The organism is Tessaracoccus flavescens, assembly GCF_001998865.1.
GTDB classification, from domain to species: domain Bacteria; phylum Actinomycetota; class Actinomycetes; order Propionibacteriales; family Propionibacteriaceae; genus Arachnia; species Arachnia flavescens.
On sequence record NZ_CP019607.1, the window covers coordinates 1,805,113 to 1,831,002 of the forward strand.

27 protein-coding genes and 3 pseudogenes are annotated in these 25,890 nt (G+C 68.7%); 21 read left to right on the plus strand and 9 right to left on the minus strand.

The features are described from left to right. Positions 1–308: 308 nt before the first annotated feature. Genes BW733_RS08540 through BW733_RS08550 form a run of 3 tightly spaced genes read left to right on the plus strand, consistent with a single transcriptional unit; the run spans position 309 to position 3,164 of the window. Positions 309–1,247 carry a tyrosine-type recombinase/integrase gene (locus tag BW733_RS08540; protein WP_077347052.1) on the plus strand — a complete coding sequence of 313 codons (939 nt, stop codon included), beginning with the start codon at positions 309–311 and terminating at the stop codon, positions 1,245–1,247. Continuing rightward, positions 1,244–2,179, plus strand: coding sequence for a tyrosine-type recombinase/integrase (locus BW733_RS08545; RefSeq protein ID WP_152024508.1), 936 nt, complete (start codon positions 1,244–1,246; stop codon positions 2,177–2,179). The genes BW733_RS08540 and BW733_RS08545 overlap by 4 nt, the downstream gene beginning before the upstream one ends. Continuing rightward, positions 2,172–3,164, plus strand: a complete 993-nt coding sequence (locus tag BW733_RS08550; protein WP_077348568.1) for a tyrosine-type recombinase/integrase — start codon at positions 2,172–2,174, stop codon at positions 3,162–3,164. The genes BW733_RS08545 and BW733_RS08550 overlap by 8 nt, the downstream gene beginning before the upstream one ends. A gap of 68 nt (positions 3,165–3,232) precedes the next feature. On the opposite strand, the pseudogene BW733_RS08555 reads toward BW733_RS08550, so the two are convergent. Next, positions 3,233–4,541, minus strand: a pseudogene (locus tag BW733_RS08555) (ISL3 family transposase). A 156-nt stretch (positions 4,542–4,697) separates the two neighbouring features. On the opposite strand from BW733_RS08555, the gene BW733_RS08560 reads away from it, so the two are divergent. The 5 genes and pseudogenes from BW733_RS08560 to BW733_RS19335 all read left to right on the plus strand — a co-directional run bounded on the left by BW733_RS08560 (position 4,698) and on the right by BW733_RS19335 (position 10,159). Beyond that, a complete protein-coding gene (locus tag BW733_RS08560) occupies positions 4,698–5,090 on the plus strand; it encodes a DUF6578 domain-containing protein (RefSeq protein ID WP_077349665.1) in 393 nt (130 codons plus the stop codon). A 221-nt stretch (positions 5,091–5,311) separates the two neighbouring features. Continuing rightward, positions 5,312–7,162, plus strand: coding sequence for an ABC transporter transmembrane domain-containing protein (locus BW733_RS08565; RefSeq protein WP_077349667.1), 1,851 nt, complete (start codon positions 5,312–5,314; stop codon positions 7,160–7,162). After that, on the plus strand, positions 7,159–9,087 hold the full coding sequence (locus BW733_RS08570; protein ID WP_077349669.1) for an ABC transporter ATP-binding protein: 1,929 nt from the start codon (positions 7,159–7,161) through the stop codon (positions 9,085–9,087). Before BW733_RS08565 ends, BW733_RS08570 begins: the two co-directional genes overlap by 4 nt. 81 nt (positions 9,088–9,168) lie before the next feature. Further along, positions 9,169–9,558, plus strand: a pseudogene (locus BW733_RS20105) (ThuA domain-containing protein); the annotation flags it as partial. A gap of 160 nt (positions 9,559–9,718) precedes the next feature. Then, positions 9,719–10,159 (plus strand): Gfo/Idh/MocA family protein, encoded by a 441-nt coding sequence (locus tag BW733_RS19335; RefSeq protein WP_237268123.1) that lies wholly within the window; start codon positions 9,719–9,721, stop codon positions 10,157–10,159. 124 nt (positions 10,160–10,283) lie between these two features. Here the strand turns inward: BW733_RS19335 and BW733_RS08580 are convergent, their stop codons facing one another. Beyond that, positions 10,284–10,709, minus strand: a complete 426-nt coding sequence (locus BW733_RS08580) for a CBS domain-containing protein (RefSeq protein WP_202970147.1) — start codon at positions 10,707–10,709, stop codon at positions 10,284–10,286. 143 nt (positions 10,710–10,852) lie between these two features. Here BW733_RS08580 and BW733_RS08585 point away from each other — a divergent pair, with 143 nt between their 5' ends. Continuing rightward, positions 10,853–11,425, plus strand: a complete 573-nt coding sequence (locus tag BW733_RS08585) for a hypothetical protein (protein ID WP_077349676.1) — start codon at positions 10,853–10,855, stop codon at positions 11,423–11,425. Between the two features lie 10 nt (positions 11,426–11,435). On the opposite strand, the gene BW733_RS08590 is transcribed toward BW733_RS08585, so the two are convergent. After that, complete coding sequence (locus tag BW733_RS08590) at positions 11,436–11,795, minus strand: VOC family protein (RefSeq protein ID WP_077352848.1); 360 nt, start codon at positions 11,793–11,795, stop codon at positions 11,436–11,438. Between the two features lie 280 nt (positions 11,796–12,075). Here BW733_RS08590 and BW733_RS08595 point away from each other — a divergent pair, with 280 nt between their 5' ends. The 5 genes from BW733_RS08595 (at position 12,076) to BW733_RS08615 (ending at position 15,030) form a co-directional block, all read left to right on the plus strand. Then, positions 12,076–12,354 (plus strand): hypothetical protein, encoded by a 279-nt coding sequence (locus BW733_RS08595; protein ID WP_077349678.1) that lies wholly within the window; start codon positions 12,076–12,078, stop codon positions 12,352–12,354. 121 nt (positions 12,355–12,475) lie between these two features. Beyond that, positions 12,476–13,087, plus strand: a complete 612-nt coding sequence (locus BW733_RS08600; RefSeq protein WP_077349680.1) for a hypothetical protein — start codon at positions 12,476–12,478, stop codon at positions 13,085–13,087. A 6-nt stretch (positions 13,088–13,093) separates the two neighbouring features. Beyond that, complete coding sequence (locus tag BW733_RS08605) at positions 13,094–13,546, plus strand: ATP-binding protein (RefSeq protein WP_077349682.1); 453 nt, start codon at positions 13,094–13,096, stop codon at positions 13,544–13,546. After that, positions 13,543–14,322: a hypothetical protein gene (locus BW733_RS08610; protein WP_077349684.1), complete on the plus strand. Its 780-nt coding sequence runs from the start codon at positions 13,543–13,545 to the stop codon at positions 14,320–14,322. The genes BW733_RS08605 and BW733_RS08610 overlap by 4 nt, the downstream gene beginning before the upstream one ends. A gap of 21 nt (positions 14,323–14,343) precedes the next feature. Beyond that, positions 14,344–15,030, plus strand: a complete 687-nt coding sequence (locus BW733_RS08615; protein WP_077349686.1) for a class I SAM-dependent methyltransferase — start codon at positions 14,344–14,346, stop codon at positions 15,028–15,030. 75 nt (positions 15,031–15,105) lie between these two features. Here the strand turns inward: BW733_RS08615 and BW733_RS19340 are convergent, their stop codons facing one another. Further along, on the minus strand, positions 15,106–15,273 hold the full coding sequence (locus BW733_RS19340) for a hypothetical protein (RefSeq protein ID WP_237268124.1): 168 nt from the start codon (positions 15,271–15,273) through the stop codon (positions 15,106–15,108). Here BW733_RS19340 and BW733_RS19875 point away from each other — a divergent pair. Then, positions 15,244–15,354: pseudogene (locus tag BW733_RS19875) on the plus strand (SAM-dependent methyltransferase); the annotation flags it as partial. The gene BW733_RS19340 and the pseudogene BW733_RS19875 overlap by 30 nt on opposite strands. A 118-nt stretch (positions 15,355–15,472) precedes the next feature. Further along, complete coding sequence (locus tag BW733_RS19345; RefSeq protein WP_237268125.1) at positions 15,473–15,799, plus strand: hypothetical protein; 327 nt, start codon at positions 15,473–15,475, stop codon at positions 15,797–15,799. Between the two features lie 124 nt (positions 15,800–15,923). Here BW733_RS19345 and srmL read toward each other — a convergent pair whose 3' ends face one another. Then, positions 15,924–17,042: a PheS-related mystery ligase SrmL gene (gene srmL, locus BW733_RS08625; protein ID WP_077349688.1), complete on the minus strand. Its 1,119-nt coding sequence runs from the start codon at positions 17,040–17,042 to the stop codon at positions 15,924–15,926. 208 nt (positions 17,043–17,250) lie between these two features. Here srmL and BW733_RS08635 point away from each other — a divergent pair, with 208 nt between their 5' ends. Beyond that, positions 17,251–17,820, plus strand: coding sequence for a hypothetical protein (locus BW733_RS08635; protein ID WP_152024635.1), 570 nt, complete (start codon positions 17,251–17,253; stop codon positions 17,818–17,820). Here BW733_RS08635 and BW733_RS08640 read toward each other — a convergent pair. The 3 genes from BW733_RS08640 to BW733_RS08650 are packed head-to-tail and all read right to left on the minus strand — an operon-like array spanning position 17,784 to position 21,076. Then, on the minus strand, positions 17,784–18,269 hold the full coding sequence (locus BW733_RS08640; protein WP_077349694.1) for a dihydrofolate reductase family protein: 486 nt from the start codon (positions 18,267–18,269) through the stop codon (positions 17,784–17,786). The two genes, BW733_RS08635 and BW733_RS08640, sit on opposite strands and share 37 nt — an antisense overlap. Continuing rightward, a complete protein-coding gene (locus tag BW733_RS08645) occupies positions 18,205–18,546 on the minus strand; it encodes a hypothetical protein (protein WP_077349696.1) in 342 nt (113 codons plus the stop codon). The genes BW733_RS08640 and BW733_RS08645 overlap by 65 nt, the downstream gene beginning before the upstream one ends. Before the next feature lie 52 nt (positions 18,547–18,598). Further along, complete coding sequence (locus tag BW733_RS08650) at positions 18,599–21,076, minus strand: phosphoketolase family protein (protein WP_152024636.1); 2,478 nt, start codon at positions 21,074–21,076, stop codon at positions 18,599–18,601. A gap of 199 nt (positions 21,077–21,275) precedes the next feature. On the opposite strand from BW733_RS08650, the gene BW733_RS08655 reads away from it, so the two are divergent. Further along, positions 21,276–22,001, plus strand: a complete 726-nt coding sequence (locus BW733_RS08655; RefSeq protein ID WP_077349699.1) for a hypothetical protein — start codon at positions 21,276–21,278, stop codon at positions 21,999–22,001. Between the two features lie 20 nt (positions 22,002–22,021). Here the strand turns inward: BW733_RS08655 and BW733_RS08660 are convergent, their stop codons facing one another. Further along, positions 22,022–22,936, minus strand: a complete 915-nt coding sequence (locus BW733_RS08660; protein WP_077349701.1) for an Ltp family lipoprotein — start codon at positions 22,934–22,936, stop codon at positions 22,022–22,024. 315 nt (positions 22,937–23,251) lie between these two features. On the opposite strand from BW733_RS08660, the gene BW733_RS08665 reads away from it, so the two are divergent. From BW733_RS08665 to BW733_RS08675, 3 genes are all read left to right on the plus strand, one after another. After that, positions 23,252–24,460: an IS110 family RNA-guided transposase gene (locus BW733_RS08665; RefSeq protein ID WP_202970148.1), complete on the plus strand. Its 1,209-nt coding sequence runs from the start codon at positions 23,252–23,254 to the stop codon at positions 24,458–24,460. 59 nt (positions 24,461–24,519) lie between these two features. Beyond that, entirely contained in the window at positions 24,520–25,407 is an 888-nt protein-coding gene (locus tag BW733_RS08670; RefSeq protein WP_077349703.1) for a GNAT family N-acetyltransferase, read from the plus strand. 268 nt (positions 25,408–25,675) lie between these two features. Continuing rightward, positions 25,676–25,879 (plus strand): cold-shock protein, encoded by a 204-nt coding sequence (locus BW733_RS08675; protein ID WP_077349705.1) that lies wholly within the window; start codon positions 25,676–25,678, stop codon positions 25,877–25,879. The last annotated feature ends 11 nt before the right edge of the window (positions 25,880–25,890 follow it).

Below are 25,890 nucleotides of genomic sequence, written 5' to 3' on the forward strand. Positions count from 1 at the left end.
GCACAAACTAGGTCGCGACTCGACATCGCGAGGCCCACTCTCGGCTGGTCGTGGTGACTGTTGCAGCCCTGTTAAGAGGCTCTTCACAATGCAGGGTGTAGGTGGGGTTTGAATCCTCCGGTTTCGAGGAGGCTTCTGGCTATGGTATGTCGACCTCGGGGTTATGTTGACCGACGTCGTGGGGTGCCTGTTCCAGTGCGGGTTGGGGCCTGATCCGGTCAACATAACGATGAATGCTCGGGTCGGGGTTCGCTTGATCTGACCGGGCGATCGTTGGGATCGCCTGGCTTCGGGTCAGGAGGACCAAGATGGTGATTCATCGTGATCAGTGCCGCGCTGACGCGCGGGACGTGCTGGACGAGTTCGAAGCGTGGCTGCTGCGGGAACGGTCCACGCAAGAGGGCACCGCTGCTGCCTACACCGCCCGCGTCGCGGGGTTCGTGGAGTGGCTTCCCGCGCCGGTCGATCAGTCGCTGAAGACGCTGACTGCGGCGATGCTGACGCAGTGGGTGAACCTGGAAGCGGCACGCGGGCTGAAGGCATCGACCCTGAGCAAGCAGCTGGTGATGCTGCGCTCGTTCCTGCAGTTCTGCCACCGGTCAGGGCGGACCGGGCAGGACTTCTCCGGGGTCGTGCCTCACGCGGCGGCATGGCGGCTCTCGTCGATCCCTGACCCGGTCCCGTCCGGGACGATCGAGGCGTTGTTCGGCACTCTCGATCTGCGGTCGGCGAAGGGGATGCGCGACCGGGCGATCCTGATGTTGTTGACCGGTCTGGGCCTGCGGGCCTGCGAGATCGCCGGCCTGCGGCTGGGCGACATCGGTTGGCGCACCGGAACCCTGCGCATCCGTGGGAAGGGCGACAGGGTTGACGAGTTGCCGCTGCCCGAGGATGTCGGGCAGGCGTTGGAGGACTACGTGCTCCACGGCCGCGGAGGCCGGACTGCTGGCGAGGAAGTGTTCTGGACTGTGATCGACCCGGTCCAGCCGCTGACCGCGAACGGTGTCTGCGGGACAGTCCGGCAGATCTGCGTCAAGGCCGGGGTGGAGAAGTTCGGCCCGCACCGGCTGCGGCACACGTTCGCGACCGGGATGCTCGCCTCCGGGGCGACCCTGCAAGAGGTTCAAGGGCTGCTACGCCACGCTCACCTGCGCACGACCGCGATCTACACCAAGGTCGACAAGAACCGGCTGAGCGCACTGGTCACCGAGTGGCCGGCAACGGCATCGGGCAGGTGGTCACGATGAACGGCCTACGCGACCTCCTGGACGACTACCTGGCGACCCGGCGGGCACTCGGGTTCAAGCTGACCGCGCCGGGCAAGGCGCTGGACGGGTTCGTGGGCTGGATGGAAGAGGCTGGCGAGCCCACGATCCGTCGCGACCTGGTGATCGCCTGGGCGGCGCAGTTCTCTCGCGGCACGGTGCTGGAGCGGTTGAACTACGTCCGCCAGTTCGCCGAGCACGTCGCCTGGTTCGACCCCGCGACCGAGGTCCCGATCCTCGACGGGCGCCCCTATGGCGCTCATCGCCCTCGCCCGCTGATCTTCACCAGCGACCAGATCGACACGCTGCTCGCCGCGGCGGGGAGGCTGACCCCGCAGGTCCGGGCCGCGTCCTGGCAAACACTGCTCGGGCTGCTGACGGTGACCGGGATGCGGATCAGCGAGGCCCGGAACCTCAACGACGACGACATCACCACCGACGAGGACGCCGGTGATGGCAGCGGCTGGGCCAAGGTGACCGACACGAAGTTCGGCAAGTCCAGGCTCGTCCCGCTACACAAGTCCACGATGGACGCGATCCGCCGATACCAGCGGCTCCGGGATCGGACGTTCCCTACCCGGGCCACGACAGCGGTGTTCGTCGCCAGGCGGGGCACCCGGATCGCCCGCTCGACCGCGGGGAACACGTTCCGTGAGATCCGCGAGGCAGCCGGGCTGGCCGGCGGTCCGACCGGACCGGCGGCGAGGTTGCACGACTTCCGGCACACGTTCGCCACGACCACTCTGATCGAGCACATCCGTGTTGGTGGTGATGTCGATCAGATGATGCCGGTCCTGTCGGCGTTCCTCGGACACGTCGGCCCGGAAGCGACCTACTGGTATCTGTCGAACACCCCGGAACTGGCAGCGGCCCTCGTCGAGCGCATCCAAGCGAACGGGGCCGGCGATGAGTGACCTCGCGCCGCTGCTGCAACGGTTCTTCACCGACAAGCTCGACCGGCACCTGAACGCCAGCCCGCACACGAAAGCCGCCTACGCCGACACGTTCCGGCTCCTGCTGACCTACGCCCAGCAGGCCACCGGGATCGCCCCGTCGGCGTTGACCCTGGCCGATCTGGACGCGGACCTGATCGGCGGATTCCTCCAGCATCTGGAAACCGAGCGCGGGAACTCCGCCGCGACCCGCAACGCCCGCCGGGCCGCGCTGCGGTCGTTCTTCAGCTACGCCAGCTACCGGGCACCCGACGCGATCGCGACGATCAGCCAAGTCCTCGCGATCCCCGCGAAACGCACCAAGACCACCCTCGTGTCGTTCCTGACCGCTGCCGAGGCCGAAGCCCTCATCGCAGCCCCGGACACCGGCACCTGGTTGGGGCGCCGTGACCGGCTCCTGCTGCACCTGGGCATCCAAACCGGACTCCGCGTCAGCGAGCTGACCAGCCTGCGCGTCGACAGCATCCAGATCGGCCCGCACAGCCAGCTCGAATGCATCGGCAAGGGCCGCAAGCAACGCGTGATCCCACTCCAGAAGAACACCGTCCAACTCCTCAACGCCTGGTTCGGCGAGCTTCCACCCGTACCGGACGGGCCACTGTTCCCGACCCACGCCGGGACACCCCTGACCAGGGCCGCCGTTGGGAAGCTCGTTACCCGCCACGCCGCGACCGCGGCCGAGAGGTGTCCTTCGTTGACAGACAAGAACGTCACGCCGCACACGCTGCGGCACACTTGCGCAATGAGCCTGCTGCACGCCGGGATCGACACCGCGAGCATCGCGCTCTGGCTCGGGCACGCGAACATCCAGACCACGCAGATCTACCTCCACGCCGACCTCGAACTCAAACGACGAACCCTCGAACGCGTCCCCGCGCTCGACGAGCGGCCACCAGCCCGATACAAGGCATCCGACGCTCTCATCGCGTTCCTCAAGAACCGCTGACACTGCGATGGTTATGTTGACCGGCTCAGCCGTTCACGCCCGCCTGGCCACGGCGCTCACCGAGCCGGTCAACATAACCCACAGGCCGACATACCATCGCTTATGCGGAATTCCGCATAAGCGGTGTAGTGGGTCAGGTTCCTAAATCCCAAGGCGATCCCGCGGAGGTGTTCGAGGCGTCCGTTGATCGCTTCGGTTGGGCCGTTGCTGGTGCCTGGGCGGTCGAAGAAGGCGAGCACGTCGGCCGCCCGTCGGTGGAGGGTCCGGCCCAGGCTGACGAGCTCGACGAGGTCTCTCGGGACGCCGGTGCTGACCGAGTCGATCACGCCTTGAAGGAGGAACCGTCCAAGTTGCTTGTCGGGATTCCGGTAAGCCACGACGAGTCGTTGGTAGATACTCCATGTCGCGTAGACCTCGGTGTGCTGTTCGTCGGCGAACAGTGCCTCCAGTCGGGCGACTTGCTTGTCGGTGAGTAGATCGACGCCGGTGAGCAGGGTGCGGCGGGCGCGGTAGAGCGGGTCACCGGCGCGGCCAGCCCCGATGCCCGCAGGTGTCTTGCTGGACGCGCTGGCGGCAGCGGGTGAGCGCTTCGCCGGCGAGCCGGACGACGTGGAACGGGTCCATCACCGTGGTGGCGTTGCCGAGTTCCTCGACCGCCGCGGTCTTGTAGCCGGTGAATCCGTCCATCGCGACGACCTCGATCCCCTTGCGCCAGGCTCGGGGGCGGGCGGCGAGCCACGTCTTGAACACCTGTTTCGAGCGTCCCTCGACCATGTCCAACAAGCGCGCCGGACCGGTGCCGTCCCTGGTGGGGGTGAGGTCGATGATCACGGTGACGTATTTCTCACCACGGCGGGTATGGCGCCAGCAATGCTCGTCGACCCCGATCACCTTGACCCCGTCGAACCGGGCCAGGTCGCTGATGAGGACGCGCTGTCCTTCTGCCAGCACGGCGTCGTTGGCGGTGTTCCACGCGACGTCGAGACCGGCGGCGATCCTGGACATGCTCAGGTGTTGGACCACAAGTCCTTCCAGTCCCCAACGCAGCGCCGCGCGCGACAGCTTCGAACGCGGCTCGGCTGCGGCACTGGTGTCTTGACGCCACACCCGCCCGCACTCGATGCACCGATAGCGCCGGAGCCGCACGTGCAGCACGGTAGGGCGCCACCCCAGCGGGACATGCGACAAGAGTCGCACCACCGAGCCCCGGATGAGGCCCTGGCCGCCGCAGTCTCGGCACCAGTCGTCGGCGTCGACCGGGCGGCAGGCCAGGATCGCACGGTCGGGTTCGATGCGCTGGCCGGTGACTTCCAACCCGAGGCCGTCGAGACGGCAGAAACTAGTCAGATCAGGGCACGTGAAGGTAGCGTCGGACACGTCGAGGTCTTCCAGATGGGGAGCGTGAGAACTTCCATCTTCGGAGGGCCTCGACCCCTTCAGCCAGCCGCCACGCCGCAACCCCGAACAGCGCTACCTACACCCTCGATTGTGAAGAGCCTGTTAAGATGCCGCCCGAACGGGTAAGGAGTGCCCATGGGAGCAGTTGTCTGGTACGCCGACTGGCAGATGGAGTGCTGCGGTGAGCCGTTCGAACTGGGGGACCGGGTGACCTGGACCGTCGAGGAGGCCGACGACCGCGAATGGCTCCCGGCAGCGCTCGGCCCAGACCACGCAGCGACGGTCACCCATCTCGAGGAGCACCACGCGCAGGATGAGTCCCGACTCCTTACCCTGACCGGCTTCGTGACCAAGATCACCGGGGCCTGGTGCGCCTACGGGCCGCGACACGTCGGTGACGACACCAGTTACCCGACACCGGGCACCGAGCGGTTCGTCGACCTCTACGGATCCCACGACCTCGAGGGCCAGCCAGCGGCCGGCCAGTCCTTCAACGGCTGGCTCGTCGAGCTCGACACGGACGACTGAGCCGCCGACCGAGACGATTGACATCCGTCGAGCACGTCTCTACTGTTTCCCTGTCGTCGATTCGAAGGAGGTGCCTTGATGGATATCAACGTCGGCACCGGTGTCCTCGGTCGACTGCGCGCTCTCACAGCCTGATCGAAACGCGCCCCTGACGCCTTCCGCGTCCACCCCCTCCCAGACATTTTCGCGTCGACGACGCCGTCCCACTCAGGACTCTCCTCATGCATGCAGCACCTCGCGGGCGCTACGACTTTCCGCCTGCCATCACCGCCGACTCGCGCCCGGACGTCACCTCACCGAGCCGGTTCCTGTTCTGGCTGATCCGTTCCTACGGGTGGGTCGTGCCCGCCATGACGCTGTCCGCGGCCACGTGGCTCATCCCCGCCGCCTTCACGCCCTGGCTGCTTGGGCGCGCCATCGACACGGGCATCGAACACGGCATCGCAGGGGCGCTCGGCTGGGTGCTGGGGCTGCTCGGCGTCATCGTCATCGGAGTGATGGGCGGCATCGCCTTCCACACCTTCGCGGTGCGCATGTGGCTACTCGGCATCTACGGCATCCAGCGCAGGGTCTCGCGGCAGTCGGTCCACCTCGGCCACGTGCTGAACCGGCGCGTCCCGACCGGCGAGGTGCTGAGCGTCTCGTCGTCGGACAGCGACCAGTTCGGGGCGACCATCGAGTCGTTCGGCCACGCCATCGCGGCCGCGATCAGCTTCCTGCTCGCCTCGGTGCTCATGCTCACGACCTCGCCGACCCTCGGGATCGTCGTCCTCGTCGCCGTGCCGCTGCTGGTCGCGGCCTCGACGCCCGTGCTGCGCCCGCTCACAAGGGCGCAGGAGGCGGAGCGGACCGAGTCCTCGTCGCTGACCTCGCTTGCCACCGACATCGCCACCGGCCTGCGCATCCTGCGCGGAGTCGGCGGCGAGCGCACCTTCGCCGCGAACTACGAACGCCAGTCGCAGAAGGTGCGTCGCCTCGGTGTGCGCCTCGGCACCTGGCAGGCGGTCGTCGAGGCGATCAGCATCCTGCTGTCCGGGCTGCTGCTCGTGGCGCTGGTCTACCTGGGGTCGCTGCGACTCCTGGAGGGGACCCTCAGCGTCGGCGAGCTGATCAGCTTCTTCGGCTACGCCGTCTTCCTGATCTCGCCCATGCAGACCTTCTTCGACTTCGCGCAGAAGTGGGTCCAGGGCCTTGTCGCCGCAAGCAAGACGATGGCCCTCCTCGGCGCCGACGTGCCGTGGGCCCCAGCCAGTCAGACGCTGGGCGCCGCCCCCGTCCTGCACGACGAGGCCTCCGGGGTCTCGGTGCGCCCGGGCCGCATGCTCGGGGTGGTCTCGGCCGACCCCGACGCCTCGGCCGCGCTGGCCGACCGGCTCGGACGCTACCTCCCCGAGGCCGTCTCCGCGACCGCCGACGACGAGGACCTGTCGGGTCGCGCCAAGCGACGCGCCCGCAGGGAGCGGCTCGCCGACCGCAGGCGCCGTGCCGAGGAGGACGCCGAGGCCGCGGCACGGCCGTGGGGCGTCACGGCCGACGGCGTGGACTACTCCGTGCTCGACATCGAGGATCTGCGGGAACGCGTCGTCGTGTCGCACACGGGAGCCATGCTGTTCGCGGGCACGCTGCAAAGTGCGGTCGACCCGTGGGGAACCCACTCCAGGACGGACGCCGAGGAGGCGCTCCGGGTCGCCTCCGCCGAGGACATCTACGCGTCGCTTCCGGAGGGCTGGCAGGGGCGCATCGACGAGAAGGGTCGCGGCCTCTCCGGGGGCCAGCGGCAGCGGCTCATCCTGGCGCGCTCGCTGCTCCTCGACCCCGACGTCCTCGTGCTCGTGGAGCCCACCTCCGCGGTGGACGCCCACACCGAGGCACGCATCTCCGAGCGGCTGGCCGCCCACCGCGCCGGCCGCACCACCGTCGTGGTTACCGCCTCGCCCCTGCTGCTGCGCCGCTGCGACGAGATTGCGGTGCTCGTCGACGGCCGGGAGGTCGCCCGCGGCACCCACGACGAACTACACGACAATCCTGACTACCGCGGCGTCATCGCACGCGGGATGGAGGACTCGCCATGAGCGAACAACTGCTGAACCTCACCTCCGCCGACACGTGGCGCGAGGCCCCCGATGCGCCACGGATGCCCGAGGGGCTCGAGGTGCCGCGCGATGCCGGGCCAAGGCGTCGCCTCTCCGCGCTGCGACGCCGTCACGGGATCCGCGGTGCGACGGCACGAGCCGTCTACGCTGACGCCCGCGCGCCCAGGCAGGGCTTCCCGGTGGCGACCTCCGGACAGGCGGCCGGCTTCCTGCGCGACCTGCTGCACGGACGCAAGGGCCCGCTTGCGCTTGCGATCGTGCTGAACCTGGCCGGGGCCGGCGTCGGGTTGGTCGCCCCGCTCCTGCTCGGGCAGCTTGTCGACGAGGTCACCGCCGGCGCCCTCGACCGATCGAACGTGACCACGATGGCGGGTGTGATCACCGGCCTGATCGTGGCCCAGGCGGTGCTGACGTTCGGCGCCCGAAGGGCCTCGGCCGTGCTCGGCTACGACCTGCTCGCCGCCGCGCGCGAAGAGGTGGTGCGGATCGTGCTGCGCCTCCCTCTCGGTCACGTCGAGTCGTCCGGCTCGGGAGACCTGCTGACCCGGATCACCTCCGACGTCGGCAAGATGGCCACGGCCGCCCGCTGGGCGCTGCCCAACCTGATCGTCTCCGTGGTGCTGATCGGCGCGACGCTCACCGCCATGGTCGTGAACTCGTGGCTGCTCGCCCTCCCGATGCTCGGCACCGCGCTGATCATGACGTTCGGCGGGCGCTACTACCTGGCGAGGGCCACGGCCGGCTACATCACCGAGTCGGCGTCGTACTCCGTTATCAACTCGACCACCACGGAGACGGTGGAGGGCGCGAGGACGGTCGAGGCCCTTCGCCTCGGGCGGCAGAGGATCGCCCAGGTGGACGAGGACACGGAGGTCTCGGCGCAGGCTGAGCGCTACACCATGACGCTGCGCAACATGCTCTTCGCCATGGTCGACTCGTCCTTCCAGCTGCCTCTGGTCGGGGTCGTGCTGCTCGGCATCTGGGGACACTCCCAGGGATGGGTCAGCATCGGCCAGATCACGACGGCGGCGCTGTACGTCTCGCAGTTGCAGGGCCCCCTCGACCGGGTGATCGCGGTGCTCGACCACCTGCAGCTCGGGATCGTGGCCACCGCCCGTCTGATCGGTGTCGCCCAGCTGGACGACGACCGGACCCCCGGCGAGGCGCAGCCCGACGGCGTGAAACTCACCGGAAGCGACCTGCGGTTCGGCTACCGGGAGGGCATCGACGTCCTGCACGGCGTCGACGTCGATCTGCGTCCGGGGGAGCGCCTCGCCATCGTCGGCCCCTCGGGGTCGGGCAAGTCGACCCTCGGCCGACTGGTGGCGGGGATCAACCGCCCGCGGGTCGGCGACGTCACCGTCGGCGGCGTGGACGTGATGGACCTGCCGCTCGACCGGCTGCGCACCGAGGTGGCGCTCGTCACGCAGGAGCACCACGTGTTCGTCGGCACCGTCCGCGACAACGTCGTCCTCGCCCGCGAGACCAGCGCCTCCGACGCCGAGGTGCAGCAGGCGCTGGCCACGGTCGGCGCCTGGGGCTGGGTGTCGAAGCTGAACGGAGGGCTGAACGCGCAGCTCGGCCATGGGAAGACGTCACTCACGCCCGCCCAGGCCCAGCAGGTCGCGCTCGCCCGGCTGATCATCGCCGACCCGCACACCCTCGTCCTCGACGAGGCGACGTCGCTGATCGACCCGTCCTCGGCCCGCAACCTCGAGGGTGCGATGGCCGCGCTGCTGGACGGGCGTGCCGTCATCGCCATCGCCCACCGGCTGCACACCGCCCACGACGCGGACCGGATCGCGGTCGTCGACGACGGGCGCATCGTCGAGCTGGGGGCGCACAACGAGCTCCTCGAACTCGACGGTCAGTACGCCCACCTGTGGCGCACCTGGCGCGACTGAGCCCCGCGTGACCCTCCCCTGAGGGTCGCGCGGGTCTCCCGGCCCGACTGTCCGGGACACGAGCCGGTGGAGAGCACCGAGGTGTTGATCCCCTTCCTGGAGGCTGAGGGCTTCGACGTCAGGGTCGAGGGGGACACGGCCGTCTACGCCGACGCCGACTACATGCGTGGCGTCGACCTCGTGGTCCAGGTCAACACCATGACCACCATCGAGAAGGCGGAGCTCGAGGGCCTGATCGACGCGGTGAAGGCGGGCACCGGGCTGGCGGGGTGGCATCGCCGACAGCTACCGCAACGAGGCCGACTACCTGCACCTGATCGGCGGCCAGTTCGCCTCCACGCGGGCATCGAACCGTCGCTGCGCACCGGCGAACAGAGCGACAACTACCTGACCTACACCATCGAGCTCACTGACCTCGCAAGAACGCACCCGATCCTCGAGGGCATCGACGACTTCGAGTTGACCACCGAGCAGTACTGGGTGCTCAACGACGAGTACAACGACGTTCTCACCACCACGACGCAGGAGGTGCGGCCCTGGACGCCTGGAACCGTCACGTCACGGCGCCGGCCATCTGGACAAGGCAGTGGGGGAAGGGCCGCGTCTTCGTCTCGGCGCCCGGCCACGAACTGTGGCATCCCAACCCGTTCTTCTACTACCAGCCAGGAGGTGGACCCCTGTTCGACATGGGCCCTACTACCTGAGCAGCCTCGTCACCTTCTTCGGGCCGGCCGAGCTGGTCAGCGGCGCCTCGTCCCGCTCGCAGCGTCGACGCACGGCCGCGACAGGGCCGCGGGCGCTGAGCCCGATCGACGTCGGCGTCGACACCCACGTCACGGCGCTGCTCACGCATGCCTCAGGAGTGATCTCGACGGTGACCATGTCGTTCGAGGTCTGGGCCACGAGGGTGCCGCTGTTCGAGGTGTACGGAACCGGCGGGACGATCGCGGTCGCCGATCCGAACACGCTCGACGGCGTCACCAGCGTCGCCACCGCGGGCGAGCGCGAGTTCACCGAGGTGCGGCCGCTGGCCGGGCAGACGGGACGCTCGGCTACCACGTGCTCGAGGTGATGGAGGCCATCGCCGCGGCGGCCGGCGAGCGGCGCACGGTCGAGATCGAGTCGACGTGCGAGCGCCCGGAGCCGGTCGCGCTGAACTGAGAAGAGGCCGGTCCCTCCGGACCGACCTCTCCACCTCAGACTGACAAGTCAGTCCTTCGAGATCTCCTTGACGACCTAGCCCGTCTCGGCGGCGGCCAGGTCGCGAGCCACGTGGGCCTGGAGATGACGCCGACGAGGACCTCGCCGTCGACCACCGGTACGCGTCGGATCTGGTGGCGAGAGAGGGTCTCGGCGACGACGTCGGCCGAGTCGTCCTGGTTCACCGTCACCACGTTGCCGGTGGCGATCTCGCCCACCGTCGCGGTGTTGACGTCCAGCCCGGCCGCCATCCCCGACACGACGATGTCGCGGTCGGTGATGATGCCGACGAGGGAGTCGCCGTCGGCTACGGGCATCGAGCCGATCCCCAGTTCGGCGAGGCTGCGGGCAGCGTCGACGAGGGTCGCGCCAGCGGCAAGCGTCTGCGCGGGTGACGTCATCAGGCCCTTGGCGGTGGTCATCGTGTCCTCCGTGTGGTTGGTGTGTCCCTGAGCCCAACACATCTGGGCCGCTCCCGTGCCAGGAACGCCAAGTGCGGGGTCGGTCGAGGGGCGCTGCACCCGGCTCGGGTTACGCTCGGCCGACCCACGAAAGGAAGGCAGCCATGCCCTGGAGAATCGTCGTCGTCGCGGCCGCGATGCTGCTCGTCGGCTGCACCCCGTCGTCCCAGACTCCTCCGCCGACGCAGAGCGCCCCGACCAAGGCGGCGTCTCCCGATCCGGAACGTCTCGCCTACCTCGCCGAGGAGTGCGGGGCCACCTGGACGGAGCCTTCGGCCGACAACTCCTTCACCGCTGACGTCTCCGCGGCGTCAGAGGGGGAGGGCATGAGGCTCAGCGTCGAGGTCGATGTGTCGCTCGACTCGTCCCACGGCAGACACGAGGCGCACCTCAGGTGGTTGCAGGGATATGTGGGCGACGCGGACGACACTGTCGTGGGCATGGTCACCACCAACACGGCGGACGAGACGACGTCGAACTCCGCGACCGTCGAGATCACGCTGGGCGCCTGTCCGGGAGGCGGGCTCGACCTCGGCGATCCACTCGCGGACGGCACCTATGCGCTGCGGCTCTACGGGATCATCGACCCCACCGACCATGCCCACGCCCAGGCCGAGAACTGGGTGGCGGAACCACTCACCGTCACCGTCGCGGACGGCACGGCGCGGCTGGGTTGAACCGATGCCGTCAGGGCAGGCAGAGGCAGAACGGATGCCCGACCGGATCGAGGAAGACCCGGAAGCTGGTCCCCGGCTGGGTGGCAGCCTTCGTCGCGCCCAGCTCGAGCACTGCGGGCTCAGCGACGTCCAGGTCGTCGACGGTGACGTCGAGGTGCATCTGCTGAGGCCGGCCCTGGCCGGGCCAGTCGGGCGCGACGTAGTCGTCGACCTTCTGGAACTGGATGGCGTCACCGTAGTCGGCGCGGATAGAAGCCCAGTCGTCATCGTCCAGGGTCACCTCCCAGTCGAGCAGGGCCCCGTAAAAGCGGGCGAGGGCGGCCGGATCGGGGCAGTCGATGGCGACGATGGGAAAACGTGCGATTGCCATGCCCACACGCTACGACGTCGACCGAGGTCACACGCCCGTTCAGGGATCACCTGATCGGAGCGGATCACACGCTGTGGATGGCTCCCGAAATCCACCCGGCGTGTCGCGCGCGCCGAGTTGCCGGGCCGTCTTGTGCTGCGGGGCTGGTCGGAGACACGATGTCACTGAACCCACCTCCTGTGTGGTCGGTGCCTGATACCACGGCCGCGTCGGTTCGCACGCCGTCGCCTCGCGGCCCGGCGGGTGGCCGGTCGCCGCGCAGGGGCCCAACTCCGTCCTCTTGGTCACAGACTCGGGCGAGATCAGCACCCTTGCGGTGCTGCCCTCCGTCGAGGTGGTGCTGACAGCTAGGCTGGCGGTCAGGTTCGGCCTGCCCGCGTGCGCAGTCGGCGACACCTTCCGCATGGAGCCCGTGCCCACCGGAGTCGCGGGCGGACACGGAGGCCCCGTCTACGTCAGCGCAAGCCCGGCGGGTACCGGCGAGGAATCGATGGTGTGGCGGATCGACGTCGAGACGCGGGAGGTGACGCGGCTGCCCGTCCGTCGACCCGTGCGCTGAACCGCGCGTCACCCGCGGGTGACGACTGCGCCTGTCCCACCCGCGGGCGATGCCGGAGGCGGTAACGTACGACGATCAGCGGCCGTTCTGACAAGGCCGGTCAGCCTCACAGGGGGTCGTCGTGCCGAACAGGGTCAAGAGTGGTCTGGGTCTGGTCTTCGCGCTGGTGCTCGGCGCGGGACTGATGCTGCTGGCCATCCGCGTGGTGCCGAGCATGGTCGCTCTGAGCCACGAGTCCGAGAGCCGCAACACCCAGGTGATCGAGTCGGTCACCAAGAAGCAGGAGGTGGTCCTGCTCAGCCTCGGCATCCAGGGGATCGCGGAGCGCAGCGGCAGGAGCAGCTTCCTCGGCTTCGACATCCCGGGCAGCGAGCGCGCCGCGTTCATGCAGTACACGTTCAACGCGAAGGTCGGGCTGAACGGTGAGGACGTGCGGATCGTCGAGACCGGCGAGGGCGCCTACCGGGTCACCATCCCGACCTTCATCTTCATCGGCCACGACGACGTGACCTTCAGGCTGGTCGCGGAGGACAACGGCGTGCTGAGCTTCGTCACGCCCGAGGTGGACACGGTGGAGATGGTCAACAGCATCCTCGACGACGAGGCGCAGGACAAGTACGTCGACTCCAACCTCGAGACGCTCAAAGAACAGGCCGAGACCTTCTACGGCGGCATCATCCACGGCATCGACCCCGAGGCGCAGGTCGTCTACGACTTCGTCGGCGGGCGCTGAACCGCCGTGTCGCGCGTGCTGGTGACGGGCATGTCGGGGGCGGGGAAGACGACCCTGCTCGCCGAGCTGGCCGGTCGCGGACACCACACCGTCGACACCGACTACGACGGATGGGTGCTCCCAGACGGGACCTGGGACGAGGACCGGATGGGGCGGCTGCTCGCCGAACCGGCCGACGTCGTGGTGTCCGGGACGGTCGAGAACCAGGGCCGGTTCTACGACCGGTTCGAGCATGTCGTGCTGCTCACCGCGCCGCTGGAGGTGCTCCTTGAGCGGGTGACGTCGCGCACGACCAATCCCTACGGCTCAGCGGAGGGCGACCGTGCCCTGATCGAGCAACACGTCACGACGGTCGAGCCGCTGCTTCGGCAGACGGCGACGGCGGTGCTGGACGGTCGGCTCCCTGTGAGCGAGCTCGCCGACACCGTGGAAGAACTGCTCGCGCGAGACCTCCCGTGACCGATCGCGGCCTCGACGCCGAGGGGTTCATCCGACGCGAAGGCTCACCGTCGCGGGTACAGCCCCAGTTCGCGGAACTGGTGGCCGACTACGTCGCAGGATGCCGAGGCTCGCTCGGCGACCGGCTCGACGGCGTCTACCTGTACGGCAGCATCCCGCGCGGCGCGGCGAGGGTCGCCGTCTCCGACCTCGACGGCCAGGTGCTGTTCACCTCCGACCCCACCGACGACGATCTCCTCGCCCTGCGCGACCTGGAGCGGCGCCTGGCGGCTGCGCACCCCGTCGTGTCGGGGGTGGAGATCCTTGCCCATCGCCACAGCGACCTGACCACGCCCGAGCAGCGCCATGACGGTGGCTTCCATCTCCGTGTCCTCTGCACACCCTTCTGGGGAACCGACCGCGGCGCGGAGGTGCCGCGGCACCGGCCCGATATCGACCTCGCCCGCGGCGTGCAGGGCAACTGGCGCGCAGCGCTGGAGCGGTTCCGCTCCCGCGCCGCCGAACCCGGTGCGGATGCCAGGGCCCTGACCCGTTCCATCGGCCGCCGCCTCACGAGGATGGCCTTCACCTGGGTGATGCCCACATGGGGTGGCTGGACGAGTGATCCCGCCGTCATGGCCGGGGCCGTTGCCCAGGTCGAACCCGGCTGGTCGGTCCCGATGGCCGAGGCCGTCGAACTCGGCTGGGAGGGGCGCGCCGACCTGGCGTCGGCCCTTCGCGTGCTCGACGACTGGGGCGGCCGCCTGACCGAGGCCGGGGAGGCCCTCGGAGCCTGAACGGCTGTAGCGTTCACCACCATGAGCTCCGACTATGACGACTTCGCCGCCGAGTACGACGCGGAGAACGCAGCCAACCTGCTCAACGACCACTACGAGCGCCCCGCAATGCTGCGGCTCGCCGGAGACGTCACCGGACGGCGCATCCTCGACGCCGGATGCGGCTCCGGGCCGCTATCCGTGGCGCTGATCGAGCGCGGCGCCGTCGTGTCGGGTTTCGACGGCAGCCCCGCGATGGTCGACCTCGCCCGCAGACGACTCGGGCCCGACGTCGACCTGTGCGTCGCCGACCTCGGCGAACCGCTGCCCTACGCGGACGACTCCTTCGACGACGTGATCGCCTCGCTCGTGCTGCACTATCTGCGCGACTGGTCAGGCGCGCTCGCCGAGCTGCGACGGATCCTGCTGCCCGGCGGGCGTTTGCTGCTGTCGGTGAACCATCCGCTTGTCCAGCCGCTCAGCACTGGCGGCGGTTACTTCGGCGTCTCCGAGTTCCCGATCGAGGCCACCATCGCAGGTCGGGAGGTGACGCTCATGACGACGCACCGCCCGCTCCACGCCATGGTCGACGCGTTCCACGAGGCGGGCTTCCTGATCGAGGACATCGCCGAGCCGCCCATCGCGGACGACACCCCGGAGGAGCTCGTCCCCAACGGGACACGACGGTTCGTGTCCTTCATCTTCTTCGTGCTCCGCAACCCGGAGTAGTCCCCGGCTGCAAAGAGTGGAGGGATGATCGACCAGCAGCAACTCTGGGATGACGAGGCCGCCGCCGAGTACGACTCACCGGGCGAGGGGATGTTCGCCGATGACGTGCTCGGCCCGACTGTCGCCGCGCTCGCCGAGCTCGCCGACGGTGGGAGCGCCGTCGAGTTCGCAGTCGGCACCGGGCGCGTCGCGATCCCGCTGATCGCCGCCGGCGTGCCCGTCTCGGGGATCGAGCTGTCGCACGCGATGATCAGGCGGCTGAGGGAGAAGGTGGACGAGGCGACGCTTCCGGTCGTCCAGGGAGACATGACGTCAACCCTGGTCGGCGACGGTCACAGCCTCGCGTTCCTCGTGTTCAACACGATCTCCAACTTGCTCCCCCAGGCCGAACAGGTCGAGCTTCCGCAACGCGGCCCGGCACCTGCGGCAGGGTGGACGGTTCGTGGTCGAACTGTGGGTGCCGCAACTGCGGTCGCTGCCTCCGGGCCACGAGGCCACGGTCGAGGTGAGCGAGCCCGGCTATCTGCTGGTCGACACCTACGACACGCTCAACCAGCACGTCGTCTCGCACCACTTCCGGTTCGACACCGGCCTCGCGGAGCACGAGGCGAACCTCGGGCGCACGCCGCACCGCTACATCTGGCCGAGCGAACTCGACCTGATGGGTCAGCTCGCGGGGTTCGAGCTCGAGTCACGCTGGGCCGACTGGGACCGCAGCCCGTTCACCGCCGGGTCGCGCAGCCACGTGTCGGTCTACAGGCTCGGGTGAGGAGCATGCTGACCTTCCAGCCCCCACGGGTGCCAGGTTCGAGCAGGCCGGATTCACCGTCGACGGACACCTGGACGGCAGCCGTGACGGCTACCGGCAGGCCGTGATGCGCCGCTCGTTCTAGCTACACCAGCTCGGCCACCGGCCCCTCGTGCACCGCGAGGTAGATGCGGTTGCGCAGCTCGTTGGCCTGGTCCGCGGTGAGCGTGCGGTCGATCGGCCGCAACAGGATCCGCAGCAGCAGGTTCACCTGCCCTTCCACCGTCGCGAGCCGGGCCCGGGCCGCGGGCGGCAGGTCGCGGTGGGCCGTACGGCTGAGCACCTCGACCGACTCGACCACGTCCGCGTCCTCGCCCAGCGCCGAACGGATCCGGTCGCCGATCGTCTCCTCGTCCTGAGTCTCGTCGACCACGACCGAGATGTCGCGACGCGACTGCGGCAGCGGTGAGACGTGGCGCCAGGGCTCGAGGTCGAGCAGTTGGTCGGCGATCCTCGGATCCTTCGCGCGCAGGTACCGGATGTCGGGGATCGCCTTGCGCAGCATCAGCGCCCGCTCCAACCCCATGCCGAGCGCGAGCCCCGACCAGCGCGCCGGGTCGAGCCCCGAGCCGGACAGCACGCCTGGATGGATCAGGCCGCATTCGGCGAGCTCCAGCCACTGTCCGTTGTGTCGCACATCGATCTGCCGACCGCCGACGGTGTAGGGATGCTCGACCTCCGACACCCGCCACTCGGCTCCAGGAAGGACGGCCTCGACGAGCAGCGCGATCATCTCGAGCAGATCGGTCGCGGCTGTGGCGGGGGTGCTGCGGATCCGCCACAGGTCGACCTGGTGCGGCTCGCCGACGTGCGACCGGTCGACGACGTCGCGGCGGTAGGCCAGGCCTGGCACGACGATCAGCTCGTCCACGTCGTCGGACCGGCGATAGGCCTCGAGCGCGGTCGGAAGCTCGGCGCTGGTGTGGCTGCGCAGCATCACGGTCGGGCTGAGGTAGCGGGTGTAGCGGCGGGCGCGGGTGACGTCGTCGGGGGCGTAGCCGAGCCGGTCGTAGTTCTCCCGGACGGGAACGATCGGCGAGGACCGGACGGTACGGATGCTCGCTCCCCAGGCGGTGCTCAGGGCCTCGACGACGTGGTCGAGGAGCAGTTGGATGGCGTGCGGACCCTGCCGCGGGTCGGTCAGGTCGCGCAGGGCGAGGGCGCGTGCGATGGCGGCGCGGTCGAGGTAGGTGGGGTGTGACATGTCGATCTCCGAGGTGTGCTGGCGTGGATGGGAGGAGTGCTTCCCCCGGCCGTGCCTGCGGAGACCGATGAGCTACTGGCGCGCGTCGAGAACCCCGCGGCCGTTACCCGGCCGGGGGTGCAGAAATCGCTGCTGCCTGTGCATGGCCTCAGGGTACGCCTCCACGCCTGGCTGCGAAACCCTCCGGCGGGTCACTAGGCTGGCGTCCGTGAGCAACGTGAGCACCGGCCGGAGGTGGCGCAGGATGCTCGTCGCGCCCATCGCGGCCCTCTTCGGAACCTCGTGCGCCCTGCCCGGGCTGCTGGATCTCAATGGTCACGATGGGTTGGGCGGTACTGTGGACGGGCCGCCGAGCAGGATCACGATCGTGCCCGACGACTACCACGTGCCGTATGCGGGCACGGCCGAGGACGGTCGACTCTTCTTCCTGAGCGACGAGCTGTTCTCCCAGGATGCGGCCTACATCGGCCTGTTCCTCTGGCACCCGGATGGAACTTTCGACGAGGTTCGCGTCGAGGTCGTCGGGCGCTCCGGCGAGGTCCCTTCCGGGCAGGCGGTTCCTGCCGACGCGGATGATGCGCTCAGGGAGGTGCTCGACGTCGTGGGTGACTACACCCTCGAGCCGATCACCGTCGAGCCTTTCCTCCAGGAGGTGGATGGCGTCGAGTTCGGTTGGCGGACGGGTCAGTACGAGGACGGGACCCAGTACGTCAACGTCGAGCCCGGCGACTTCATCGCCTATTACGCGCCCTGGGACGGGCTCGAGTACGACACCTGAGGTTCAACCGCCGATCCGGTAGCGGGTGCGGACGGCGTCGCCGTCGGTGGCGACGTCGACGAGGACCAGCCGCAACGGTGTCTCGCGGCGGTCAGTTCCGGGCCGTCGAACATCGTCGGGGCACCGGCGCCGCCGACCAGGCCAGGGAGGGTCACCACGTCGATGTACTGGACGAGGCCCTGCCGGAGGAGCGACGCGTTCAGCGTGCCGCCCGAGTCGGCGACCACGCGCTTGATGCCCGACTCGCCGAGTGAGCGCAGGCCCTCCCTCAGGTCGACCCGCTCGTCGCCCACCACGAAGTAGCCGACCTCCAGGTCGCGCAGACGCTGCAGGTAGCCGGCGGGGGTCGATCGGCAGACCAGCACGTGCAGGATGCGCCGACCGTCACCGGTGTACTGCCAGTCGACCCGGCCCCTGCCGTCGGCAACCACGAACCAGCGCTGCGCCATGTGGGGGGAGGTGGTCGCGGTAGAGCTCGTCGTCCGGAAGCGACGGGGCGGGCCAGTCGGGTGCGATGGCGTCGATGTCCACGAGTGAGCCGCTGCCCTCGAGGATCGCGCCGGCGTCGAGCCGGTCCTGCCGGTCGGCGAACGGGGCGGACTCCGCGATGACACCCCAGCGCGCCCAGACGGCCGGGTCAAGCAGCCGCTGATGCCTGCCGAGCGAGATCCGTCCGTCCACGCTGGAGGTGGTGGTGAGGATGACCTCCGGAAGCTCTGCGCTCATTGTCCGAAACTAGCCGGTTCCCCCGACGCTCGGATCACCGGGTGCGGGTGGGTCACTCGTTGTCGCCTCCGGTGGAGACGGCGGCCTGCACCTGTGACTGGTCGACGGCGTCGCCCGCGTCGGGCCACACCCAGTCGCGCACCTCCGGGATGTCGTCTCCGTGCTGCCGGGCGTAGGCGCGGGCGTCGAGCCGCTTGTCGACCATCTCCTGGCGCAGGCCGGCGTACCGCGCGCCGAGGCCGGGGGTCCGGTCGATCACGTCGATGACCAGATGGAACCGGTCGAGGTCGTTGAGCATCACCATGTCGAACGGCGTCGTGGTGGTGCCCTCCTCCTTGTAGCCGCGCACGTGGAGGTTCGAGTGCCCCGTGCGTCGGTAGGTGAGCCGGTGGATCAGCCACGGATAGCCGTGGTAGGCGAAGATGATCGGCTTGTCGTCGGTGAAGATCGTGTCGAAGTCGCGGTGCGAAAGGCCGTGCGGATGTTCGTCCTCGTCCTGGAGGCGCATCAGGTCGACGATGTTGACCACCCGGACGCGCAGCTCCGGGATGCGGCGGCGCAGGATCTCGGCCGCGGCGAGGACCTCGATGGTCGGGATGTCGCCCGCGCAGGCCAGGACCACGTCGGGCTCGGTCCCCTCCTCCTCCGTGCCGGCCCAGTCCCAGATGCCCAGGCCGCGTGTGCAGTGCTTGACCGCCTCGTCCATCGTCAGCCAGTTCGGGTTCGGCTGCTTGCCTGCGACGACCACGTTCACGTACTGCCTACTGCGCAGGCAGTGGTCGAACGTCGAGAGCAGAGTGTTCGCGTCCGGGGGCAGGTAGACGCGCACGACGTCGGCCTTCTTATTCACGACGTGGTCGATGAAGCCAGGGTCCTGGTGTGAGAAGCCGTTGTGGTCCTGCCGCCACACGTGCGAGCTGAGCAGGTAGTTCAGGCTCGCGATCGGGCGGCGCCACTCCAGATGGTTGGTCACCTTCAGCCACTTGGCGTGCTGGTTGACCATCGAGTCGACGATGTGGATGAACGCCTCGTACGACGACATGAGCCCATGCCTGCCGGTCAGCAGATAGCCCTCGAGCCAGCCTTGGCACTGGTGCTCACTGAGCACCTCGACGACCTGGCCGACGCGCGCCAAGTGCTGGTCGACGTCGGGCGACTCGTACTCGGCCACCCACTGCTTGTCCGTCACGTCGTAGACCGACTGGAGACGGTTCGACGCCGTCTCGTCCGGGCCGAAGATGCGGAAGTTCGTCGGGTTGTCCTTGACCACGTCGCGCAGCCATCCGCCGAGCACCTTCGTCGCCTCGTCGATGCTCGCCCCAGGGGCAGGCACCTCGACGGCGTAGTCGCGGAAGTCGGGCAGCCGCAGGGCCTTGCGGATGATGCCCCCGTTGGCCTCGGGCCGCTCGCCGAGCCTCAGGCCCACCGGTGGGGTGGTGGCGTCCAGTTCAGCGACAGGGGCACCGTTCTCGTCGAACAGGTCGCCCACCTCGTACGACTCCAGCCAGGTCGCAAGGTCCTGCAGGTGCCCGTCGGTGTCGCGGGCGCTGGCCAGCGGCACCTGATGGCTGCGCCAGCTTCCCTCGGTCTTGTTGCCGTCGATCTCCTTCGGACCGGTCCAGCCCTTCGGCGTGCGCAGCACGATCATCGGCCATGCCGGGCGCTCGGCGGCGTCGGCGCCCTGTTCGGCCGCCACCGTGCGGATCTCGGCGATCTCGTCCATCACCTGATCGAGCAGTTCGGCGAAACGCCGGTGGAAGGCCTCGGGCTCCTCGTCGTCGAAGCCAGCCGTGAAGATGTGCGGATGGTGGCCGTAGCCCTTCATGAGGGCGACCAGTTCCTCCTCGGGGATGCGCGCCAACACCGTCGGGTTGGCGATCTTGAAGCCGTTGAGGTGCAGCACCGGCAGGACGACGCCGTCGGTGACGGGGTTGAGGAACTTGTTCGAATGCCAGGACGTGGCGAGCGGGCCGGTCTCGGCCTCCCCGTCGCCCACGACCGCGAACACGAGCAGGTCGGGGTTGTCGAAGGCGGCGCCATAGGCGTGCGACAGCGCGTAGCCGAGTTCGCCTCCCTCGTGGATCGACCCCGGCACCTCGGGCGCCACGTGCGACGGGATGCCGCCCGGGAACGAGAACTGCTTGAAGAGGCGCTGCAGGCCTGCCTCGTCGCGGGTGACCGCCGGGTAGACGTCGCTCCAGGTGCCGTCGAGGTAGCTGTTGGCGACGAGCCCCGGGCCCCCGTGGCCGGGGCCTGTGATGTAGAGCGCCGGTTGGCTGCGCTCGGCGATGATGCGATTGAGATGCGCGTACAGGAAGTTCAGGCCCGGTGTGGTTCCCCAGTGGCCGAGCAGGCGTGGCTTGACGTCGTCGCGTTCAAGGGGTCGGCGCAGCAGCGGGTTGTCGAGCAGGTAGATCTGTCCGACCGACAGGTAGTTGGCCGCGCGCCAGCGTGCGTGGATCCGGTCGAGGTCCTCGCTGGAGAGTTCGGGGGCGCCTGCGTCGGCGCGGGTCTGCCAGGTCAGGTTCATGGAAGGCTCCTTCGTCACCTCCATCCAAACACCCGTGCCTGACCGATGTGTGGCTTTCGGAATAGAGCCGGTTCGTGCCACCTCGGCCGGGTCAGGAACAGCAGGTCTGACCGATCTGGCCTGCCCCGCGAGCCGGTCCGACAGGTCAGCGCCCAGGAGGTCTAGCGTCGCTCAGGACGACACCTGGAAGGACGCGCGGATGCGACGCATCAAGGCCCTGTTACTGACCCTGATCACCCTGGGGGCGCTCGCCTGGGCTCCTCCGACCGCGAGCGCAGACGTGGACGTCTACGTCACTCCGGGCAACCACAACGTCAACGGCCGACAGTGGCGCACCACCTGCGAGAAGTACTCAGCCACCGACCGCTGCCGCACCGAGATCTGGGCGACCGTGATCGTGAAGAAGGACGGCGGCGGGTACGCCGTCACCAACGGCTGGCAGTTCAACAACCTCACCTACGCCGCCAGCGACTACACCCTGTGGATCGAGAACCCGCTCGCCACCCCGAGCGAGAGCTGGACGCAGGCCGGGAGGCAGTGGCGCACCGAATGCTTCACGTCGCTGACCGGACGAGGCTGCCGCTCCTGGATCAAGGCGACCGTCATCGAGACGTACACCAACGACGCGGGTAACTCTGCCTACCGCCAGGTCGACAAGTGGATCCTGAACAACATGGTCCGGTTCACCACCTCACCGATCGCGCCGTTCACCGTCGCCTCGTCGCTCACCTGCGTCAACAGCGCGGGCGGCCGCACCATCTCGATCGACGCCGTCGACCCCGACCGCAAGGGCTTCAGCCTCGCGTTCATCCTGGAGGACGAGAAGACCTCGCCCATGCAGCGTTACACCGGCACCCAGAAGGTGTCGTACCTCGACAAGGGCGCCACGTGCGCCGACGAGTGGTCGGGCGTCCAGTTCGGCTGAGCAGAACGCCCGACCGAGCGTCACAGACCGACCGAGGTCGCTCCATGCTCGGCCTGCTCGGAGGTGAACCCCTCGAACTCGAGCTGGTCGATCAGGCCTGAGCGGGAGAAGGCCGAGTAGTCCATGTAGGAGGCCGCCTTCTTGGCTGCCTGCGCCATCCAGTCGGCATCGACCGTGGCGACCCCGTGCGCGGCCTCCTCGGGAGTGAAGCCCTCGAACTCCAGTTGCTTGGCGAGCCCCGACTCGGAGAAGGCAGAGTACTCGAGGTAGTCCTCGGCCTTCGCCGCTGCCTGAGCCATCCAGTCGACCGTTACGGTGTCGACGGCGAACGTCGCGTCCTCGGTGCTGAAGCCCTCGAACTCGAGCTGGTCGATCAGACCGGTCCGGGAGAAGGCGGAGAACTCCAGGTAGGTCTCGGCCTTCCGCACGGCCTGGCTCTGCGACGTCGTGGCGTCGGCCGCGGCGTCGTCAGGGGTCGCCTGCTCGCTGGGGACCACCGCCTCGGCACTCGCCGGGGTGCTCGACTCGGAGGCCGGCTCCGAGGCGGCGACCTCCTCGACCACGGGCGTCGGTACAGCGGTCGGCTTCGTCGACGGAGCCGCCGTCGGCTTGTCGTTGACCACGTTCTGCTCGGCGGGGGTGCCCGAAGGAGACGCCGACTTTGCCGGTGCCGCCGCATCGTCGGAACCGCCGCTGAGAGCAGCGCCGAACCCGGCGACCACGAGCAGCGCGGCCGGGATGATCACCCGCTTCCTCGCGAACCACGGCCGGGCGGGCTTCGGGGCGCTCTGGCCGCCCACGAGGCCCTGCTGCTGCCACTGGGCGCCCTGCGCCGCCTGTGCTGGCGCCACGTGGTTCGTCCACTGGCGTCCGTCCCAGTACCGCTGGGATCCGTCGGGCTGGGGATACCAGCCCGCTGGGTGCTGCTGATTCATGCCGTCTCACTAAGGCTTGAAGGGGTACAGAGGGCACCGGTTCTCCAGTCGCGTCATCGTCCCTGGTGCGGGTGCCTGGGAATCACGGTACGGACAGCTACCGACATACATGATGGTAGGCGTCTTGGGGAGTCGTGACCCTGCCTCTGACTGGTGCCCTGCTGGGCTACCGACAAATTGATCCGTCCGGCTCTCCAAGGCATGGGTGACGACCGCCCGGCCATGACCTAATACGAGCCTGATCACGAGTCCGGTGTATGTCCTGTCTGACCAGACGGCCGTCACTCGACCCATCCCAGCGTTCAGGAGTAGGCCATGACCATCATGACAAATCCCGGCGACCATGTCGCCGGCATCGATTCACACAAGGACACCATCCACATCGCGGTGATCACCGCCACCGGCATCGAGGTCGCCGACCACGAGTTCGACACCACCACCGCGGGATACCGTCAGGCAGTGGCCTGGCTGGTCGCTCACGGCCCGATCACCGCTGTCGGCGTGGAAGGAACCTCCAGCTACGGGGTCGGGATCACCGCCACCTTGCGCCGCAACGGGATCGGTGTCGTCGAGGTCAACCGCACCCGCCCCGCCGAACGGCGCAAACAAGGCAAGACCGACCGGCTCGATGCCTACCGCGCTGCCCGGGCAGTCCTGTCCGGTGAGGCCACCACCGCCCCCAAGCACGACACCATCGAGCCCTTACGGGCGCTGGTGATCACCCGCCGCAGCGCGAACAAGGCCCTTCAGGCCTGCTGGCGTCAGATCAACAGTGTCCTGGTCAACGCCAGCCCCCGACTCCGCGACAAATACCGTGAACTGGGCCGCGACAAGCTTGTCGACCAGTTGGCCAGCACCCGCCCCGACCAGATCAAAGACCTCCACGACGCCACCAGCCTGCGTGCCCTGCGTAGCCTCGCCCGACGTCACCAGTTCCTCCGCGCAGAGCTCGATGACCTCGATACGCAACTCGACGAGCACACCACCGCCCGCAACCCAGGCCTGCGCGCTATCCACGGTATCGGCCCGGCACTGGCAGCGATCTTGCTGATCACCGCCGGTGACAACCCCGACCGGCTACGCAGCCAAGCATCCTTCGCTGCCCTCTGCGGCACCAGCCCCATCCCCGTCTCCTCCGGCAAAACCCAACGCCACCGCCTCTCCCGCGGAGGCGACCGGCAAGCCAACTGGGCACTGCACCAAGCGATCAAAGTCCGCATGTCCCAGGACCAACGTACCCGCGACTACCGCGACCGCCACCTCGCCACTGGCAAGACACTCGCAGCCGTCTACCGCAGCCTCAAACGCGCCCTCGTCAGAGAAGTCTTCAAAGCCCTCACGGGCCACTGCGAGATCCCCAACTACACCGACCTCAGACCAGCCCGACAAGCCAAGAACCTCACCCTCACCAACGCCGCCGAAGCCTGCCACACCTGGCCAGCACGCATCTCCGAAATAGAACTCGGCAAACGCCGAGACGACAACCTCGCCCACCGCTACCGCGAATGGCTCACCGCCGCTTGACACCACATAGGAGCATCAGTTTCGGTGCCCATGGCCCCGACTGGTGTTGAATCGGCCCCATGCGCATCACCATGACGACCCCCGCACCGGACGACGTGGTGTCACTTGCCGAGACGCTGGACGGCTGGCAGCTCGACGGTGGCCCTCTCCAACTGCACCCGGGTGACCTCGGCTGGTTCTCGATGCGCGGGATCGAGGCGACGGCGTCCGCGATGCGCGTCTGGCTGCGTGAAGGCCGACCGGTGGCCATCGGCCTGCTCGACGGCGACGATCTGCTCCGGCTCGGGATCGCGCCCCCGGCGCTCGACGACGGCGAGCTGGCGGCCGCGATCGCCAGGTCCGTTGCCGATCCGTCGCGCGGTGTCCTCCCTGCCGGCGTCGTCAGCGTCGAGGCACGGGGCGCCGACGCGCTCGCCGCGTGCCTCATCGGTGCGGGATGGGGCACGGGAGATCCCTGGGTCCCTCTCCACCGTGACCTGAGCGACCCTGTCGAGGCGACGCCGCTGCGGGTCGAGGTGGTCGAGGGCGATCTTGTGGAGCCCTGGTCCGAGGTCCACTTCTCGGCGTTCCGAGGTGGCGAGTTCACCGATGCGGTGCGCGGACGGATGGTGCATAACTGGCAGACGATGGCCGCCGGGCCGCTCTACGACCGTGCGCGCAGCCTCCTCGGCCGCGACGAGGCAGGCACGCCCGTCGCGGCCGCCGCCGTGTGGTCCGCAGGGCACGGCAGGCCAGGCCTGATCGAGCCCCTGGCCGTGCGCCGTGGCCAGCAGGGAAAGGGATTCGGCAGAGCGATGACACTCGCCTGCGCGTCTGTGCTGCGCGACCTCGGAGCCTCGAGTGCCACCGTCTGCGCCGAGGCGTCGAACCCGGCAGCAGTCGCGACCTACGCCTCGGCAGGCTTCACAGCCGCGCCGGAGGTGCCGGATCTCCGGCGCCACGCCTGACGGGCTGCTCGACGCCGAGACGACGCTGCCTGCGTGCAGCGGAGGGGTCTGCGTCGCTGGAAACAGCGTTGGCCGTTATCAGCCGAGAAGGGGCCGAAATGGGTCCTCCGGGGCGGGTGGAAGCAGGAAATTCCCCGCCCAGAGTCAACCTCCGTCGAAAACTCTGACCGCAAATGCCCTCCGAGCGCCTATACTCGCAGCGTCGGGTGCCCCCCGAGCGCACACCCGGTGCGCGGTCGGGTAGCCGGCACGAAGGAAAGCAAGAAACATGTCCACTGGCACCGTCAAATGGTTCAACTCCGACAAGGGCTACGGATTCATCGCTCCCGATGACGGTAGCGCCGATCTGTTCGCCCACTTCAGCGCGATTCAGGGCTCCGGCCGTCGCGATCTCACCGAAGGCCAGAAGGTCGAATTCGACACTGAGGCCGGGCAGAAGGGTCCTCAGGCGACGAACATTCGCGCCCTCTGATCTTGACTGAC

Bases quoted from the DNA above. Each gene is read 5' to 3' on its own strand.
- BW733_RS08540 (WP_077347052.1), top strand. From the start codon at position 309: ATGGTGATTCATCGTGATCAGTGCCGCGCTGACGCGCGGGACGTGCTG.
- BW733_RS08545 (WP_152024508.1), top strand. From the start codon at position 1,244: ATGAACGGCCTACGCGACCTCCTGGACGACTACCTGGCGACCCGGCGG.
- BW733_RS08550 (WP_077348568.1), top strand. From the start codon at position 2,172: ATGAGTGACCTCGCGCCGCTGCTGCAACGGTTCTTCACCGACAAGCTC.
- BW733_RS08560 (WP_077349665.1), top strand. From the start codon at position 4,698: ATGGGAGCAGTTGTCTGGTACGCCGACTGGCAGATGGAGTGCTGCGGT.
- BW733_RS08565 (WP_077349667.1), top strand. From the start codon at position 5,312: ATGCATGCAGCACCTCGCGGGCGCTACGACTTTCCGCCTGCCATCACC.
- BW733_RS08570 (WP_077349669.1), top strand. From the start codon at position 7,159: ATGAGCGAACAACTGCTGAACCTCACCTCCGCCGACACGTGGCGCGAG.
- BW733_RS08580 (WP_202970147.1), bottom strand. From the start codon at position 10,709: ATGACCACCGCCAAGGGCCTGATGACGTCACCCGCGCAGACGCTTGCC.
- BW733_RS08585 (WP_077349676.1), top strand. From the start codon at position 10,853: ATGCCCTGGAGAATCGTCGTCGTCGCGGCCGCGATGCTGCTCGTCGGC.
- BW733_RS08590 (WP_077352848.1), bottom strand. From the start codon at position 11,795: ATGGCAATCGCACGTTTTCCCATCGTCGCCATCGACTGCCCCGATCCG.
- BW733_RS08615 (WP_077349686.1), top strand. From the start codon at position 14,344: ATGAGCTCCGACTATGACGACTTCGCCGCCGAGTACGACGCGGAGAAC.
- srmL (WP_077349688.1), bottom strand. From the start codon at position 17,042: ATGTCACACCCCACCTACCTCGACCGCGCCGCCATCGCACGCGCCCTC.
- BW733_RS08640 (WP_077349694.1), bottom strand. From the start codon at position 18,269: ATGGCGCAGCGCTGGTTCGTGGTTGCCGACGGCAGGGGCCGGGTCGAC.
- BW733_RS08645 (WP_077349696.1), bottom strand. From the start codon at position 18,546: ATGAGCGCAGAGCTTCCGGAGGTCATCCTCACCACCACCTCCAGCGTG.
- BW733_RS08650 (WP_152024636.1), bottom strand. From the start codon at position 21,076: ATGAACCTGACCTGGCAGACCCGCGCCGACGCAGGCGCCCCCGAACTC.
- BW733_RS08655 (WP_077349699.1), top strand. From the start codon at position 21,276: ATGCGACGCATCAAGGCCCTGTTACTGACCCTGATCACCCTGGGGGCG.
- BW733_RS08660 (WP_077349701.1), bottom strand. From the start codon at position 22,936: ATGAATCAGCAGCACCCAGCGGGCTGGTATCCCCAGCCCGACGGATCC.
- BW733_RS08665 (WP_202970148.1), top strand. From the start codon at position 23,252: ATGACCATCATGACAAATCCCGGCGACCATGTCGCCGGCATCGATTCA.
- BW733_RS08670 (WP_077349703.1), top strand. From the start codon at position 24,520: ATGCGCATCACCATGACGACCCCCGCACCGGACGACGTGGTGTCACTT.
- BW733_RS08675 (WP_077349705.1), top strand. From the start codon at position 25,676: ATGTCCACTGGCACCGTCAAATGGTTCAACTCCGACAAGGGCTACGGA.